The sequence below is a fragment of the Pseudomonas sp. ICMP 3272 genome, assembly GCF_001466905.1.
Taxonomy (GTDB): Bacteria; Pseudomonadota; Gammaproteobacteria; order Pseudomonadales; family Pseudomonadaceae; genus Aquipseudomonas; species Aquipseudomonas amygdali.
In genome coordinates, this window is record NZ_LKEK01000062.1 from 36,036 (window position 1) to 51,595 (window position 15,560).

Consider the following 15,560-nt stretch of genomic DNA (forward strand, 5'->3'; position numbering starts at 1 on the left):
TCAGGCCCTGAGGCTCGAAATAAATGCAAACCGACATGGCATTTCTGACCCAGGCCCAAACATCGGCGCTCTGTATGCTCAGTGAGTTGACCAACGACGATGATGCTTACCGATAGCTCAGCAGCAAACGCTTGCAGCGTCGCCAGGTCGTTCCATTGAAATATTTCCAGGGGATGGTACGCAAAAGACTCCAGGCGTATCGCTTATCCGCGACAGCGGCGTATTTCAATGCCTTGTTGACGACTTGAGTGCGGCCACTCTGATATTCGGGATGCTCACGGTAGGGCTCGATACTTTTGAGATCAGCCTCAAGCAGCACCTTGTACTTGCGTGAAAGGTTGTTGGGGTGACGTCGATAGCGTGTCACTACATCGGGAATCACATGCATTTCATAGCCCAGGCGGGCAATTCTCAGCGTGGCCTGGAAATCCTGAACCTTTATCTCCGGGTCGTAGCCGTTCGCGTCGCGCATGGCCTGCATCCGATACAGCGCCACCGGTGCCCCTACAACGACCGCACCGCGCAACACGTCGTCGAATGTCAGCCGTTCGACATAGTCGCGCGATTGGCATTTGATCGTGTTGCCGTCGCAGTCCATGTAGCTGATCAGTGCGCCTACGCAGCCTGCCTCGGGATGCTTGTCCAGATAATCGGCACGAATGCGCACCGATGAAGGAAGCATGATGTCATCGAGGTCGGGTGTGGAAAGATAGACGCCCTTTGCGTAGCGCAGACCATGATTGAGCGCAGCGCTGACGCCCTGATTGGCTTGGCGATAGAGCTGGAACGGGTAACGCGCCTGCAATGACTCAAGCATCGCGATGCTGTTGTCGGTCGAACCATCGTCAACGATGATGACTTCAAAATTACCGTAGTCCTGAGCAAAGATGCTCTGAAGGGCAGCTTCAAGGAAGCGCTCGGCGTTATAGCAAGGGGCGACGATCGAAACCAGGGGTTGAGGCGTGAGGCTCTGACTTTCTGAGGGCATCATGGGGTAGTAGCCATAATCATTATCGGCCCTGACGGGCTCGGAAACCGGATATCTATAACAGGTCGCTTGAAAACGGCACATCATGCGGCAAGCGATCCTGATTTTCTACAGCAGGTCACAAACGCCGTGTAAACAGGCGTATCCAGCCGCCAGGAATCTGCTGCCGTTTGCTGTCATTCATCAAGTGTAGATCGCATCCGAAAAAAAACCCCGTTCTTCGCAGAACGGGGTTTTCAGGTTGTGCATCAGGTGAAAATCAGAAGGCGTAGGTCACCAACAATTCTTTTGTCACCTGAAAGTCCACCGACATCATCACGCTCAAGGCAGTGATGGTGAAGATAGAAAACACGAACAGCTTGCGAGCCCAGACAGTATCGTCAACGGCTTTGTAACCCTTCCAGGCCATGTACAACCAGTACATGCCCATGCCTGCTGCAACAGCCAGGTAGTTGAGGCCCGCATAACCACCTACGGTCAACATCAGGGTCGCCACGAGGAACGCCAGGATGTAGAGCATGATGTGGCGCTTGGTGACCAGAATGCCGCGCTTGACCGGCAGTACCGGAATTTTCGCCGCACGATAGTCATTGAAACGGAAGATGGCGATCGCATACGAATGCGGCATCTGCCACAGGCTGAACATCACCAGTAGCGTCAGGGCCGCAAAGTCGAAGCTGTTGGTCACTGCGCAGTAGCCGATCACTGGAGGCATGGCCCCCGAAAGACTGCCCACCAGCGTGCCGTGAACCGATCTGCGTTTCAGGTACAGGCTGTAAAGGCCGACATAGATCACAAACCCGATGACCGCAAACAAGGCAGCCAACGGGTTGGCCTCGGTGTACAGCAGGGCAACGCCCGCAACGCCGAGTATGGTTGCGTAGAGCAGCGCCAGTTTCAATGAAACCAGGCCCTGCACCAGGACCCGGTTACGGGTCCTTTCCATACGCTGATCGATATCGCGATCGATGCAGTTATTGAACACGCAACCAGACGCAACGACCAGGGAAGTACCGATTACAGCAGCGAGGAACACGCCGAAGTCGATATTTCCCTTGGAAGCCAGAAAAAAGCCACCTGCCACCGAAAGCACGTTACCGAAAATGATCCCCGGCTTGGTGATTTGGATAAAGTGCTTCAGTGACATCTGGTATTCCTCAATGCGCCATCATTTCGCGGTGGACGCTGAAAATGATCCACAGCGACAGGCCAACCAGCAGGACGATAACCATCGTGGTAAAGGCGAAGGCCATCACGTTGTTGCGCTGCACGCTCGTGAAATCCAGGTGCAGGAAGTAATGCAGGTGCACCAGGATCTGGATGATCGCGAAGACCAGAACGATTGCAATCGTCATGTCCTTCGGCAGCGACGGCGACATCACCAGGGCAAACGGAATGGCGGTCAGGATGACCGACAGTACGAAACCGATGATGTACGACTTCACCGAGCCGTGACTATTGTCTTCAGCGGAGTGATGCGAATTTGACATTACAAAGCTCCCATCAGATAGACAACGGTGAACACGCCGATCCAGACAACGTCCAGGAAGTGCCAGAACAGGCTGAGGCAGCTCAGGCGCGTCTTGTTGGTGTTGGTCAGGCCCTTTTTCTGGACCTGGAACATCATGATCGCCATCCAGATCAGACCGCTGGTCACGTGCGCGCCGTGCAGGCCTACCAGCGCGAAGAACGCTGACAGGAAGCCGCTGCGGCTCGGACCGTAACCTTCGTGGATCAGGTGATGGAATTCATAGATTTCCATACCGATAAACGCAGCACCACACAGGAAGGTCAGGGCCAGCCAGCCAAGAACCTGGCTTTTCTTGCCCTTGTACAACGCCAGCATGGCGAAGCCGTAGGTGATACTACTGACCAGCAGGAACGCGGTTTCCACAGCCACGAATGGCAGCAGGAAGATGTCCTGGCCCGACGGGCCACCCGCGACACTGTTGACCATCACGGCGTATACCGCGAAGAACGAGGCGAACAACACGCAGTCGGTCATCAGGTACAGCCAGAAGCCGTAGACCGTCATGCCACCGCTGTCGTGGTGATCGTCATGCCCATGATCATGGTCGTGACCGTGATCGTGGGCTCCGGAGTTGATTGCAATATTTGACATTGTTTAAACCTGTTCCAGCGAGGACTTGACAGGAGTGTATGCACCGTTGGCCGCCAGGACCTTGTGATGCTCACCTTCAATACGCGCTACATCTTCAGCAGGCACCATGTAGCCCTGGTCGTCACGGACAGCGTGAGCAACGAAGACTGCAATGGTCGCAACCAGGCTTGCGCCTACCAGCCACCAGATGTGCCAGATGAATGCAAAGCCGAATACCGTCAGCAACATACCCATGTACAGGCCGGTCGCCGTGTTGTTAGGCATGTGAATCGCCGAGTAGCGAGCAGGGACCTTATAAGCGGTACCGGCACGTTTGGCGTCGGTGAACGCGTCGATGTCGTCAGCTTTTGGCAGTTCGGCAAAGTTGTAGAACGGCGGTGGCGAAGAAGTGGACCATTCCAGGGTATGGCCATTCCATGGGTCACCGGTCAGATCGCGGTTGTTGTCGCGGTCACGGATACTCACGAACAGCTGGATCAGCTGCGAAGCGATACCCATCGCGATCAGCACAGCACCGAACAGCGCGACGTCCAGGTAGATGTTCCACTCTGGCATGTCGGTAGCGTTCAGACGACGGGTCATGCCCAGGAAGCCCAGCGCGTAAAGCGGCATGAACGCGACGAAGAAGCCGACGATCCAGAACCAGAACGCTGCCTTGCCCCACTTCTCGTTCAGGGTGAAGCCGAACGCTTTAGGGAACCAGAACGCGAAGCCGGCGATGTAACCGAATACCGCACCGCCGATGATGACGTTGTGGAAGTGAGCGATCACGAACAGGCTGTTGTGCAGCACGAAGTCAGCACCAGGGATCGCCAGCAGAACGCCGGTCATGCCGCCGATCGAGAAGGTGACCATGAAACCCAGGGTCCAGAGTACCGGCGGAGTGAAGCGCAGACGGCCCTGATACATGGTGAACAGCCAGTTGAACAGCTTCACACCCGTCGGGATCGCGATAAGCATCGTCGCCAGGCCGAAGAAGGCGTTGACGTTGGCACCCGCACCCATCGTGAAGAAGTGGTGCAGCCAGACCATGAAGCCCAGGATACAGATCGCACCAGAGGCGAAGATCATCGACTTGTGGCCGAACAGACGCTTGCCGGAGAACGTGGAGATGACTTCCGAGAACACGCCGAAGGCCGGCAGGATCAGGATGTACACCTCAGGGTGACCCCACGCCCAGAACAGGTTCACGTACATCATGGGGTTACCGCCCATTTCGTTCGTGAAAATGTGGAAGTCCAGGTAGCGGTCAAGGGTCAGGAACGCCAGGGTAGCGGTCAGGATCGGGAAAGAAGCCACGATCAGGATGTTTGCCCAGGTGCAGGTCCAGGTGAAGATCGGCATGTCCATCAGTTTCATGCCAGGGGTACGCATCTTCAGAACGGTCACGAGGAAGTTGACCCCCGTCAGCGTCGTACCTAACCCGGATAACTGTAGCGCCCAGATGTAGTAGTCAACCCCTACGCCAGGACTGTATTGCAACCCGGAAAGAGGTGGATACGCTACCCAGCCGGTCTTGGCGAATTCACCGACACCCAGGGAGATGTTGATCAGCAGCATACCTGCGACCAGCAGCCAGAAGCTCAGGGAGTTCAGGAACGGGAACGCCACGTCGCGAGCGCCGATCTGCAGAGGCAGAACGATGTTCATCAGACCCGTGAAGAACGGCATCGCCATGAAGATGATCATGATCACACCGTGAGCGGTGAAGATCTGGTCATAGTGTTCAGGCGGAAGGAACCCTTCGGAACCGTTCTGGGCCATCGCCAGTTGGGTACGCATCATGATGGCGTCGGCAAAACCGCGCAGCAGCATGACCATGGCAACGACGATGTACATCACGCCGATTTTCTTGTGGTCGACAGAGGTCAGCCATTCAGACCACAAGTACGTCCACTTGCGGAAATAGGTGATCAACCCGACAACCGCAATGCCGCCGAGCGCAATCATGGCAAGTGTCACCATGACTATGGGCTCGTGGAACGGCACCGCTTCCAGACTTAATTTGCCAAACATCGTTTACTCCTCTGCCCCAGCAGCTGAATTTTTGCCTTTTTCCGCACCAGCGTCACCGGCCACTTCCTTCTCACCAGCGACAACCTTCTTGCCTGGATTCATACCTTCATACTTGTCGATGACGATCTGGAACAGGTTCGGGGTGACCGAGGAAAAGAGTTCGACAGGGTTGCGTTCGCTCGGCTTGATCAACTCGGCGTATTCGGCCGTGCCAAGCTTTTTAGGTGAGCTCTTGACTTCGCTGACCCAGCTGTCGAAATCGGCCTGGCTGGTGGCGATAGCCTTGAACTTCATACCGGTAAAGCCTGCGCCACTGTAGTTGGCCGAGATACCGTTGAATTCGTGATTTTCGTTGGCAATCAGGTGCAGCTTGGTGTGCATGCCCGCCATCGCGTAGATCTGACCACCCAGACCCGGGATGAAGAACGAGTTCATCACGCTGTCCGAGGTCACCTGGAAGTTGATCGGAGTCTTGGCAGGGAACACGATCTTGTTGACCGTGGCGATGCCGTAGTCCGGATAGACGAATACCCACTTCCAGTCGACCGAGATCGCCTGGATGGTGACCGGCTTGACGTCCGAATCAAGCGGACGGTAAGGGTCCAGCGAGTGAGTCGAAACGTAAGTGATGTACCCCAGGAAGACCAGCAGCAGCATGGGTACGCCCCAGACTGCGATTTCGATCTTGGTGGAGTGAGACCAGTCCGGCGTGTACTTGGCGGCCTTGTTCGACGCGCGATACTTCCAGGCGAAGATCAGGGTCATCAGGATGACCGGGATCACGACAATCAGCATCAGCAACGTTGCGATTACGATCAGGTTCCGCTGCTCGATACCCACCTGCCCTTTTGGATCGAGCAGAGGTACGCCATCGCATCCACTGAGCAAAAGCATACAGAAAAGGGCCAAGAAGCCAAAAAACCTGGGGTACCTTTTTTTACTCATTTCACGACCTCTAAAAGCAGCTTGCGCGGTGCAGTTGGGTTTCGACCGCCAACACTTCGCCCTGCCAGTGCCGGCTAATTTTTTTGAATTGAACAAGGGCCGCCAGTACGCACAGCGGCGTATCGACAAGTCCGGGTTTAGCTATGGATTCTTGTTTTTTGAGTTGCTGGAACTGCCCAAAACTTCGGGCAGACGCTTTCGACGCGGCCATTATACGCCCTCAGAGGCAAGCGTTGCGCTGCCTGTTCAGAGTGCACAGGGGACGCTCCAAGCCTCAAAATGCTGATCGTTCGGCCAAGCTGAACGACAAGTGACGGGGATTGTAGATACGTAAATTTTTAATGACTATGCCTAATTTTGTAACAGTTATTCTCTATATTCGTAACAATCGTCTTGCAATCGCCTCATTTCACTCGAAAAAAGCCCCGTATTCACGGGGCAATTTTTGCGAAAGCCCCTGTAGTTAGTAAGGTTTGCGGCGATTGCGAATGATGCACGCCGGTACCAGAACTGCGGTCAGGACAAACGCCGTCAGCGCCCATTGCGCGAGTGACAATCCGAGAACCGGCGGATATGGCGTCGTGCAGAAACCGCTGACCTGAAACCCTGTAGGGAACAGTGTAGCCAATGGCAGGCCATCAACGATCGGTTGCAGCACGTCGATACCGCAGCTGTCGGACGGATGGGCGAGGATCCATACATGCCGACCGGCCGCGGCAATTCCGCCCAGTGCGCTGAGGGTGACCAGCGTTTCACACACCGTAACGCCGCGACGTCCGGACATTGCAGCACCGATGAATGCAAAAATGGCGATGAACAGCAGTGCGTAGCGCTGCAGGATGCACAGCGGGCAAGGCGCCTCACCCAGCACGATCTGCATGTACAGGGCACCGCCGATCAAGGCCAGGCAGATAATCCCCAGCAAAACCAGAAAGCGCTTTTCGCGTCTCAGGTACAACGTGTTGTCGCTCATTCACATACCTTACTGAACTGATGAGGTGGTTGGTCAACGCCCTGCTACGTATGGGCGAAGCCTGAAACAGGAGTGTACGGCCCGGTCGCACCGAAGCGTGCGCGATGATCATCTGTCTGATTCGGCAACTCAAGCGCTCGCCAGCCATACGGACACATTTGCCCGCCGGATGGTCTGCGCGTCAGCAGATCCACGACCAACAGGACATTTTTGCGGGAGCCGGATGCAATGCCCTTCTATATATAGAAGGGTGCGTCAGTTTGTCGCAGCTCTTCTTCTATATATAGCTGCGGTATTTTGTCGCAGGGCATACTGATGTCAAAGCACAGTCGCGTACGAACCTGCGACGCTGACTGTCGGAATGCGCAGAGCGACAGTGTGCCGCATCTCGCCCGGTTTGACTGGACCGGAGCCAGACTGCCACTATTCACGCTTGCACTGGCAGCTCATGCTGGCTGCCGTTACGTGTTGAAACAACTTTCAAGGACCAGCGAGCGACGCGGCCAGCCGTCCGTTAAAAATCCTCAAGCCTGCCTGTCGCAGGTCGATAACCTGTCATAGAAAGTTGTTTGCCGCTTCCAGGCGACGAAACACCTACAGCCAGAAGGTTCATATGTCCAATAACGTCCGAGCAGATTCACTGTCGCTGCTCCTCTTCACGTTGCGCAGCGGCAAGCTGATGGCGATCAACCTGCTCAAGGTCAGTGAGATCATTCCCTGCCCTCCCCTGACCCATCTTCCCGAATCGCACCCGCACGTCAAAGGTATCGCCACGTTGCGCGGCTCATCACTGTCGGTCATTGACCTGAGTCGTGCAATCGGTGAGCGCCCTTTGGCCGATCCCGATGGTGGCTGCCTGATCGTTACCGATGTCAGCCGCTCCAAACAGGGACTGCACGTTCAGGCCGTGAGCAAGATTGTGCACTGCCTGACCACCGATATCCGTCCGCCACCCTACGGGTCGAGCAGCAAATCGTTCATCACCGGGGTCACTCAGGTCGATGGCGTGCTGGTACAGGTTCTGGATATCGAAAAAGTGATTCACGGTATTGCTCCGGCGCAGATCGTCGTGCAGTCGACGGAGCTGGCCAAAGAGGATGCCGAAATGCTCGGCAAGGCGCGGATTCTGGTCGTCGATGACAGCCAGGTTGCCCTGCAGCAGTCGATCATCACCTTGCGCAATCTGGGCATCGAATGCCACACGGCGCGCAGTGCCAAGGAAGCCATCGACGTTCTGCTGGATCTTCAAGGTACTGATCGGCAGATCAACGTGGTGGTGTCCGACATCGAGATGTCGGAAATGGATGGCTACGCGCTTACCCGGACTCTGCGCGACACGCCCGACTTCAGCGATCTGTATATCCTCTTGCACACCTCGCTCGACAGCGCGATGAACAGCGAGAAGTCGCAGATCGCCGGGGCCAACGCTGTGCTGACCAAGTTCTCGTCACCCGAGTTGACCAAATGCCTGATCGAGGCCGCACGTACGGTGGTCGCCCAAGGGCTCTGATCCCTGAGCGAGCACCGACGCAACGTCCGAACCTTACCGACGCATCTGCCGGACATTACTGGCTGATGCGTCGGACTCTCGCCTTACCCGTACCCGCTGCGATCTGGCCGCCGCGTGTCCTGCTGCGACCTTTCACCCTTGAGCAAGCTCCAGAGGTTCACCGCCTGCTGACACAGGGTCATGCCAGCGCGGCAGGCAGTGTGCCGGATTATCCGCACTGGCGAGCCGCCTTCGAACAAGACCCGGAATTCGACACGTCGCGGTGCTTTCTGGCCGTGCTCGACGAAACAGTGGTGGGCGTGATCGTCTGCTGGACCAGCGCATTCATCAAAGACCTGGTCGTGCATCCCGAAGTGCGACACAGCGGGATAGGCTCCGCTCTGCTCAACCACCTGTTCGCCCATTTGAGTACATGCGGCGAAGCAGCGGTCGATCTTCACGTCATGGAAAACAACCTCAAGGCACGGCGTCTTTACGAGAAATCAGGGATGTCCTACCTGAAACGTTTCGATATTCCCGAAGCCTGACGGGACCGTTGACCCAACCAGCGACTGGCGCACAACTTGCTTCCTGAGCTGTATCAGCCAGGAGAGTGACCAATTGTTGTCGCTCGGCGCGCAGCTCTGAAAGGGTCATCGAGACAATGGACACCAAGTTTTCCTGTGTGGGTTGCGGCGGTTGCTGCACCGACCACCACGTGCCTCTTACGCTTGGCGAAGCCGCACAATGGGCGGCAGACGGCGGCACCGTGATTGTCTTGACCGAAGCTTTTCTGAGCAATGGCTATGGCGTTTCCGAGGCCCAACTGACCCATGCCAGCCGGCGCTCGACGCAGGTGAACAGCGGCAGCACAAGAGCCTTCGTGGCGATCACCTTCGCGGCCTACAACGTTGGGCGTTGCCGGAATCTTGACGAGAAAAACCTGTGTCGCATTTACGAGCGCAGGCCGCTGGTGTGCCGGATCTATCCGATGGAGATCAATCCGCACATTCCATTACGCCCCGAAACCAAGGGCTGCCCGCCAGAGTCCTGGGAGCAGGGTCCAGACCTGATCATTGGCGACAGGCTGGTTGATACGCAGTTGATGGACCTGATCGAACAGTCCCGTCAGGCCGATCGGGATGAGATAGAGACCAAACAGTTGATCTGTCAGCAACTGGGCATACGCACCACCGCCCTCAAGGGCAACGGCTTCGTCGCGTATCTGCCGGACATGAACGCATTTGCGACCGCCATCGCGGAGGTCGCAAACCGTGCGCAGGATATGCAACCCAATGGCTCGCACTGGGAATTTCATGTGGCGGGACAGCAGGTTCTGGACACCCTGCAACAGGAGGGTGCCGACGTTACGGATCGGGAGCCGGTTTCCTACCTGTTCATACCCTTGCAGGCAGCCTGAACAGGATTATTCACGCGATCAGCGCTTGCCCATCGATCTGCGCGTGCCCGCCGGGGCTACGCCAGGGGTCTTGTGATGACCATGCTTGTTGGCTTTCTGATGCCATGCGGGTTCCTTTTTGGCCTGGGCGAACTCCGAAGGCTTGAACGGAAAGCTGAAAGGCGCAATGACAGCCTTCTTTTCAGTGTCTGCGACGGAGTCGGCTGCGGCGTCTTGAACAGGGGGTTGTTCAGGAGTGGTCATGGTGTCACCAGAAAGTCGAATTGGCCGGGCACATGCCCGCGGTCGCGCAGCATACATCAATCGCCGCGTAACCGCCCGAGCCTCCTGTCGCCGTCATTTGTAGAACAGATCGACCATGATCTCGGCATTGAACGGTCCCGGCGTCGGTGTATTGGAATTCCACAGCAACTGCGCATTGAAGTCAGCACTGGCAGCGTTGGTTTCACCCAGCAGTTCTGCCAGATGGAACGGTTCGTTGTAACGTAACGGCTGGCCACTGACAGCGCTGGCAATACGAATCCCCAGCGAATCATTGCCGGAGGGAACGAGCAGTTCGCCGGACAGATTGCCTGTCACCGGCCTGAAACGCGCATCAATGCTGAACGGCGAATCGCACGCACGACTGGTCAGCAAAGAAAATGTCTGCGTGGCGATTACCTTGCCAATGGTCACCTGATGTATGGCAACGTCGCCGAACTCCACGGTTTCGGGGAGCACTTGAAGGTCGGCGTCGCAGGCCACGAACCGCAGCCCCCGCAGGTTGTTGATCACGTAACTGAGGCTGCGCCCCGGCACCCGGCTTGAGTCCGTCGCACCACCCAGTTGAAAAAACCGGTAATCCAGCAGATCACTGGCCACGCCAGAGGGTGGTGTTGCGCCGAACTTCTGGATAAATACGGAAAACGCCAGATTGAAGCGCACCTTTGGACAATTTTCGATATTGCTGTCGCCTTCATGGCAGGCCGGCAAGTAGCTCCCGGTACTGACCCGTCCGCTGCCTTGCAGATGATCGGTGCCCTGAAGCGTCATGCCAGCGCGGATACCCTGACCGATCAAACGATTGTCCGGGTTCAGGTAGATGAAAATCTCTTCCTCGACAGACTGCGAGCCGTCCTTGGCACATTCGACCTGAACATTCACAGGCTCGGAACGCCACACCACTTCCCCGTTGGGAATCGACTCCGGGATCGCCACCGTGCTGCCCAGATCATCGTGAATTTCGGTTTCGCCCGTCCCCTGAGTGGTACAGACCAACGCGAAGACGGAAGCCGGATTCAGCATCAGCAACACCACAGTGGATAGCAGCCAGCGTCTGGCAGACAGTCGTTTCATATCAGCATTCGTCCTGAAAGGAATGGGGCTCCAGCAAGCGGGCCGTAAAGGCCGCCTGCCCCTTGAGCGGTGTGCAATAAGTACGCTGACCGCCATAGTCGGTCAGCGCCTTGTATGAAAAACGATGGGTTGCGGAGGGCAGAACGTTCGCTGGTAGAACCATTTCAAAATGGGCACCCGGTGCCAGCAGCAGGTACGCGCTGAGTTGAACAGCGTCAATGCGCAACGCTTGCAGAGACACGTGATAAGGCATTGGGTTACGGACCGACAGCAAGGAAACGCCTGCCTCGTCATGAGTCAGTGTCCACTGCAACTTTGCGCCAGTGTCAGCCGGATCCCCCTCTAGACCAACGGGCCGGTAAAACACATTGATGCGCTGACGCACGGCGACATTCAACTGACGAGTGCCTTCCTGCCGTCGAGGCACCTCAAGCACATACAAATGCAGCAGCGACTCGCGCCCCTGCGGCATGCCTGTACCCTGATACAACACGCGCAGGACCTGCCTGCCGCCGCCCGGCAGACGTGAAAGCGGCGGCGTGACCACGAACGGCAGCGTTCTACGCCGAACCAGTGGAGTGTCGTCGTCATCCTGGGCATCACTTAGCCAGGCCTGAAAAAGCGCCTCCGAATCACCTCGATTGCGCACCTCGATACTGGCTTCGTGATACTGGCCATCAAAGACCAGTCGTGTTCCGCTCAGCGAAATCGCCCCTTGTGCGCCAACGCTGCCCGCCAGCAGCAGCGCCGCCAACACCGCCGGGCGTGAATCAGCAAGCGCGCTCATTGGCATGTCACCCTGATTCGCTCGTAGGCACGGGCCGGATCTCTGGGCGGCAGCGAGAATGCTGCCTGACAACTTTGATCAGACCAGCGAACCCGCAAGCTGCCGACATCCTGCTCACTGAGCACCAGCGCCTGACTGCCAGGGTCGACCACCGCCAGCGCCCTGCCCTGTTCATCCTCGACACTGGCACCCAGCGGTACCTTGCTGCCGTCGGCGCGCACCAGTTCAAACTGGACGCGGCGGCCCACAATGGCTTTGAAGCGCACTACCGGTATCGCTCCCCGGCGCGGTACGAGCTGGGTGATGGCATTTTCCAGGTCGACATCAGCACCCAACTGGCGGGTATCCAGGCTGACCCAATTGGTCCGGTAGGCCTGCGCATAGGGCAGAACCGCATAGCCGTTGCCTGCGGTTTCGACGTTACTGAAGGACTTCAACCGAGCCCCGCTGACGTCCGGAACCTGAACCAGGGCGAAGGTTTCACCCAGCGCCTGCCCTAGGTTCACACCTCCGGGGTGAGCCACCAGCGAACCCGCCGCAGACAGGCTGAATGCATCGTAGTCCTGGCCCTGGCTATAACCTGCCTCGAAGCGACCGAACCCGGTGGTGGTACTGATCTTCCCGGCACCGAAACTGCCGGAGCTGCTGTCATGCCCGGCCTGTACCGAATAAAACGTATCACGATCCCCCAGCACCTGGCCGTTGAGCCCGGTCTGAGCGTTGTACTCACCGGTGCTGTCGCGCACGGCATTGAAAGACAGTCGCGACGAACCAGGGCTCGATCCGAGTGGCAGGGTCACGCTCAAGGCAACACGATTGTCGGTGCTCGCTTCACCGTTTCGCCCGAAGTCCTCGTTGCGTTCAATGGACAGGCTGTAATTGACGGTCTGCCAGGCAGCGTTATATGACAGATAAAGTTGCCGGGTTTTGCCGGGCAGATTCCAGTAGCGCTGCTCGGAAGCGGTCAAACTCAGCGATGCGGCGTGGCTCGACACTATCTGGGTAACACTTAGCTCAAGCCGATCCCGAGCCAGGCCAGCGGACAGCGCATGTCTCTGCGGGTCGGTATCGCTGACGTGCTGGCTCAGGGTCCGGTACGCTTCAGTGGAGTAGCGGTAACCTGCCACGGCCAGCGTGGTGTCGGTAACGTCCAGCGTGTTGGCATAACGCACCCGCAGGCTTTGGCCGCTGCGCGACTGTTGAGCCACCTGACTGACTGACCGGGTGATATCCAGCGACACTGCGCCCAGCCCGGTATTGATCCCGGCACCTATATTCGCGGCCTGGTAATCTTCGGCCAGTTGCAGACCACCGAACCCGGTAATCCGCTCGGAAAGCCCATAAATCAGGGCCGTGCTGGCAAAATCGGGAGAGGCCTGAACATCGTCGTTGCTATCGACCTGCCCGACGGCCAGGCTGTAACGCAAGGATCCCGAAGGAATCATGATCGGCAGCGATGCGTAGGCCTCGGTAAAAGTCCGTATGCGCCCGTCGGCCTCAATGACCGACACCGACAAATCACCATTGGAACCGCTGGGGTAGATATCGGCAATTTCGAAAGGCCCGGGTGAAACGCTGCCGCTGTACAACAGAAAACCGTTCTGACGAACTTCCACCGTGGCGTTGGTCTCGGCAATCCCGCGGATGACCGGGGCATAAGCGCGCTCGCTGTCGGACAACATGCCATCGTCAGAAGCCAGTGCAGCGCCCTTGAAGCGAACACTGTCGAAAACTTGCGAATCGCTGAAGGTCTCCCCCACCGTAAACTGGCTTTTCAGGAAAGTGATATCACGCTGCGCGAAAGTACGATTGCTGCGATAACGCCAGGGCCGATCACTGCCGCCGACCAGCGAGGACTCATTGCGCAATCGCCATGCCCCGAGGTTCAGGCCATTGCGCATCCCGAGATAATACTGGTCCGTTTCCAGCCCCTTGTTACGGCGCCTGCTGCCATTGGCGTTGTAATTGATAAAACCTGCCGTCTCACCCTGGTCCCAAAGCTCCGGTGAAACATAACCGCGCGCGCCCCGCGACATAACGGCTTGCGGCACACTGATAGCGAGTCGCAACGCACCGGGCTGATAGTCGACACGCGCAAACTCGACACGCGCAGGCAAATCGAAACAGCCCTGAGCAGCGCCTTCATCTGAAGGCAGGCGACTCAGGTCCAGACCGAAGCTCTGCAGCATTTCAAGCGACAGACAGGGTTCAATCAGGCCTGACACTCTATTTTTTGAAAAAGTGATATCTCGCCTGCCGCTCAGTTTGCGATTGACGTAAATATCAACCCGATAAGTGCCGGGCAGTACGCTGTTGGTACGCAGAAACTCCTGGAGGTCAGGCGGCTGATCGCTTCCCTGGATAAACGCCGTATTGAATTTGACTGTCCCGTCAGCCCGAGTACCGCCGGGCGGGGCTGCGAACGCGCTGAGCGAAAACATCAACGTCAACCCCAGGCCGATACCCAGCGGACAGTGTCGTGGGTGAGGCAGAGCGAACTGTGCAATGACTCCCTTGTGATCTTTTTTGCGCCATTCCATAGCGGTCTTCACTCTACTTCGGCTGTCGCGCGCGCCGCGCAATCCTTTACACAGACGCAGGTCTGCCGGGCCGGTTTGTCACGCAGGCCCAACGGTTTGAAAAGTGAACGCTGACGTGTGAGGCGGCAGGTTATCGAGGCAAGGCCTTGCGGGCATGACCCGGTTCTTTATCGGCCAGTGTCACTTGATAAGGCACTTGCCCGCCGTAGTCATTGATACTGACGAAACTCACCAGCAACGGTGCACTTCCCGGGGTGTGCAGCAACGGGATACGCAAGCGCTGATGGGGGGCAAGCATCTGACTGTCGAGACGGGCAAGCTCACTATCGTGTTGGCGTATGGAAATCCTCAGCATGGACACGTGATAGGGCCCCGGATTTTCCACCTGCACACCCGCGTTATCGATTGATTGCCAGTTCAGTTGTTCAGGTGCCTGCTGCGGATCGCCCTGCAAACCGTCCGGCCGGAAGAACACTTTTATGCGCTGACGTATCGCAATCTGCAGCGTGTTCTCTGCGGCGGTCTGGGGGATTTCCTGCACATTGAGCCATAACACCGATTCACGATCAGTGGGCATGTCTGCACCGGAATGAATGATGCGCAACAGTTGCTTGCCACCTCCGGCCATGCGCGTCAGCGCAGGCGTAACGATAAAAGGCAAATAGGCTGGGGTGTCGTTGTTGTCAGTCTTGTTGGTCGCCACTGTCGGAGATTCAAGCCAGGACTGCAGGAGAATCTCTCCCCCGCCACTGTTGTGAACACCCAGGCTGACCTCTTTTTCATTACCCTGATAAATAACGCGCGTCGTATTCAATACGATGCCCGCCTGAACAGAGGACGCACAGCACACTGTCGCAACCAGCATCGTGTAGCGAAAAAAATCAGGAAACATACTGGCGTTCGCCTTGAATTCGATAAGGGACAAGGCGAGCGTGCCCGCCCTGT

Annotated in this window: 16 protein-coding genes; 3 read left to right on the plus strand and 13 right to left on the minus strand. The window is 57.1% G+C overall.

Going from position 1 to position 15,560, the window contains the following annotated elements; genetic code table 11:
* Nucleotides 1-106: 106 nt before the first annotated feature.
* The 8 genes from AO068_RS17335 to AO068_RS17370 all read right to left on the minus strand — a co-directional run bounded on the left by AO068_RS17335 (nt 107) and on the right by AO068_RS17370 (nt 7,044).
* Complete coding sequence (locus tag AO068_RS17335) at nt 107-991, minus strand: glycosyltransferase family 2 protein (RefSeq protein WP_058408977.1); 885 nt, start codon at nt 989-991, stop codon at nt 107-109.
* A 256-nt stretch (nt 992-1,247) separates the two neighbouring features.
* Entirely contained in the window at nt 1,248-2,135 is an 888-nt protein-coding gene (cyoE, locus tag AO068_RS17340) for a heme o synthase (protein WP_002552346.1), read from the minus strand.
* A 10-nt stretch (nt 2,136-2,145) separates the two neighbouring features.
* Nucleotides 2,146-2,478 (minus strand): cytochrome o ubiquinol oxidase subunit IV, encoded by a 333-nt coding sequence (gene cyoD / locus AO068_RS17345; RefSeq protein ID WP_024643949.1) that lies wholly within the window; start codon nt 2,476-2,478, stop codon nt 2,146-2,148.
* Entirely contained in the window at nt 2,478-3,110 is a 633-nt protein-coding gene (locus AO068_RS17350) for a cytochrome o ubiquinol oxidase subunit III (protein ID WP_002552344.1), read from the minus strand. Before AO068_RS17350 ends, cyoD begins: the two co-directional genes overlap by 1 nt.
* A gap of 3 nt (nt 3,111-3,113) precedes the next feature.
* Nucleotides 3,114-5,126 carry a cytochrome o ubiquinol oxidase subunit I gene (gene cyoB / locus AO068_RS17355; protein WP_058401704.1) on the minus strand — a complete coding sequence of 671 codons (2,013 nt, stop codon included), beginning with the start codon at nt 5,124-5,126 and terminating at the stop codon, nt 3,114-3,116.
* 3 nt (nt 5,127-5,129) lie between these two features.
* Nucleotides 5,130-6,071, minus strand: a complete 942-nt coding sequence (gene cyoA, locus AO068_RS17360) for a ubiquinol oxidase subunit II (protein WP_003433560.1) — start codon at nt 6,069-6,071, stop codon at nt 5,130-5,132.
* A gap of 10 nt (nt 6,072-6,081) precedes the next feature.
* Nucleotides 6,082-6,282 (minus strand): hypothetical protein, encoded by a 201-nt coding sequence (locus AO068_RS28815; RefSeq protein ID WP_003314077.1) that lies wholly within the window; start codon nt 6,280-6,282, stop codon nt 6,082-6,084.
* A 252-nt stretch (nt 6,283-6,534) separates the two neighbouring features.
* Nucleotides 6,535-7,044: a disulfide bond formation protein B gene (locus tag AO068_RS17370; RefSeq protein WP_058401703.1), complete on the minus strand. Its 510-nt coding sequence runs from the start codon at nt 7,042-7,044 to the stop codon at nt 6,535-6,537.
* Nucleotides 7,045-7,657: 613 nt separating this feature from the next.
* On the opposite strand from AO068_RS17370, the gene AO068_RS17380 reads away from it, so the two are divergent.
* From AO068_RS17380 to AO068_RS17390, 3 genes are all read left to right on the plus strand, one after another.
* Nucleotides 7,658-8,554, plus strand: a complete 897-nt coding sequence (locus AO068_RS17380) for a chemotaxis protein (protein WP_058401701.1) — start codon at nt 7,658-7,660, stop codon at nt 8,552-8,554.
* Nucleotides 8,555-8,619: 65 nt separating this feature from the next.
* Nucleotides 8,620-9,081: a GNAT family N-acetyltransferase gene (locus AO068_RS17385; RefSeq protein ID WP_058408978.1), complete on the plus strand. Its 462-nt coding sequence runs from the start codon at nt 8,620-8,622 to the stop codon at nt 9,079-9,081.
* Nucleotides 9,082-9,197: 116 nt separating this feature from the next.
* Nucleotides 9,198-9,953: a YkgJ family cysteine cluster protein gene (locus tag AO068_RS17390; RefSeq protein ID WP_058408979.1), complete on the plus strand. Its 756-nt coding sequence runs from the start codon at nt 9,198-9,200 to the stop codon at nt 9,951-9,953.
* 18 nt (nt 9,954-9,971) lie between these two features.
* On the opposite strand, the gene AO068_RS17395 is transcribed toward AO068_RS17390, so the two are convergent.
* The 5 genes from AO068_RS17395 to AO068_RS17415 form a co-directional block, all read right to left on the minus strand.
* Nucleotides 9,972-10,196, minus strand: a complete 225-nt coding sequence (locus tag AO068_RS17395; protein WP_002552338.1) for a hypothetical protein — start codon at nt 10,194-10,196, stop codon at nt 9,972-9,974.
* Nucleotides 10,197-10,289: 93 nt separating this feature from the next.
* Nucleotides 10,290-11,288, minus strand: coding sequence for a fimbrial protein (locus AO068_RS17400; protein WP_058408980.1), 999 nt, complete (start codon nt 11,286-11,288; stop codon nt 10,290-10,292).
* A gap of 1 nt (nt 11,289) precedes the next feature.
* Nucleotides 11,290-12,075, minus strand: a complete 786-nt coding sequence (locus tag AO068_RS17405; RefSeq protein WP_058408981.1) for a fimbrial biogenesis chaperone — start codon at nt 12,073-12,075, stop codon at nt 11,290-11,292.
* A complete protein-coding gene (locus AO068_RS17410) occupies nt 12,072-14,543 on the minus strand; it encodes a fimbria/pilus outer membrane usher protein (protein WP_058408987.1) in 2,472 nt (823 codons plus the stop codon). Before AO068_RS17410 ends, AO068_RS17405 begins: the two co-directional genes overlap by 4 nt.
* Nucleotides 14,544-14,745: 202 nt before the next feature.
* On the minus strand, nt 14,746-15,507 hold the full coding sequence (locus AO068_RS17415) for a fimbrial biogenesis chaperone (RefSeq protein ID WP_058408988.1): 762 nt from the start codon (nt 15,505-15,507) through the stop codon (nt 14,746-14,748).
* Nucleotides 15,508-15,560: the final 53 nt, after the last annotated feature.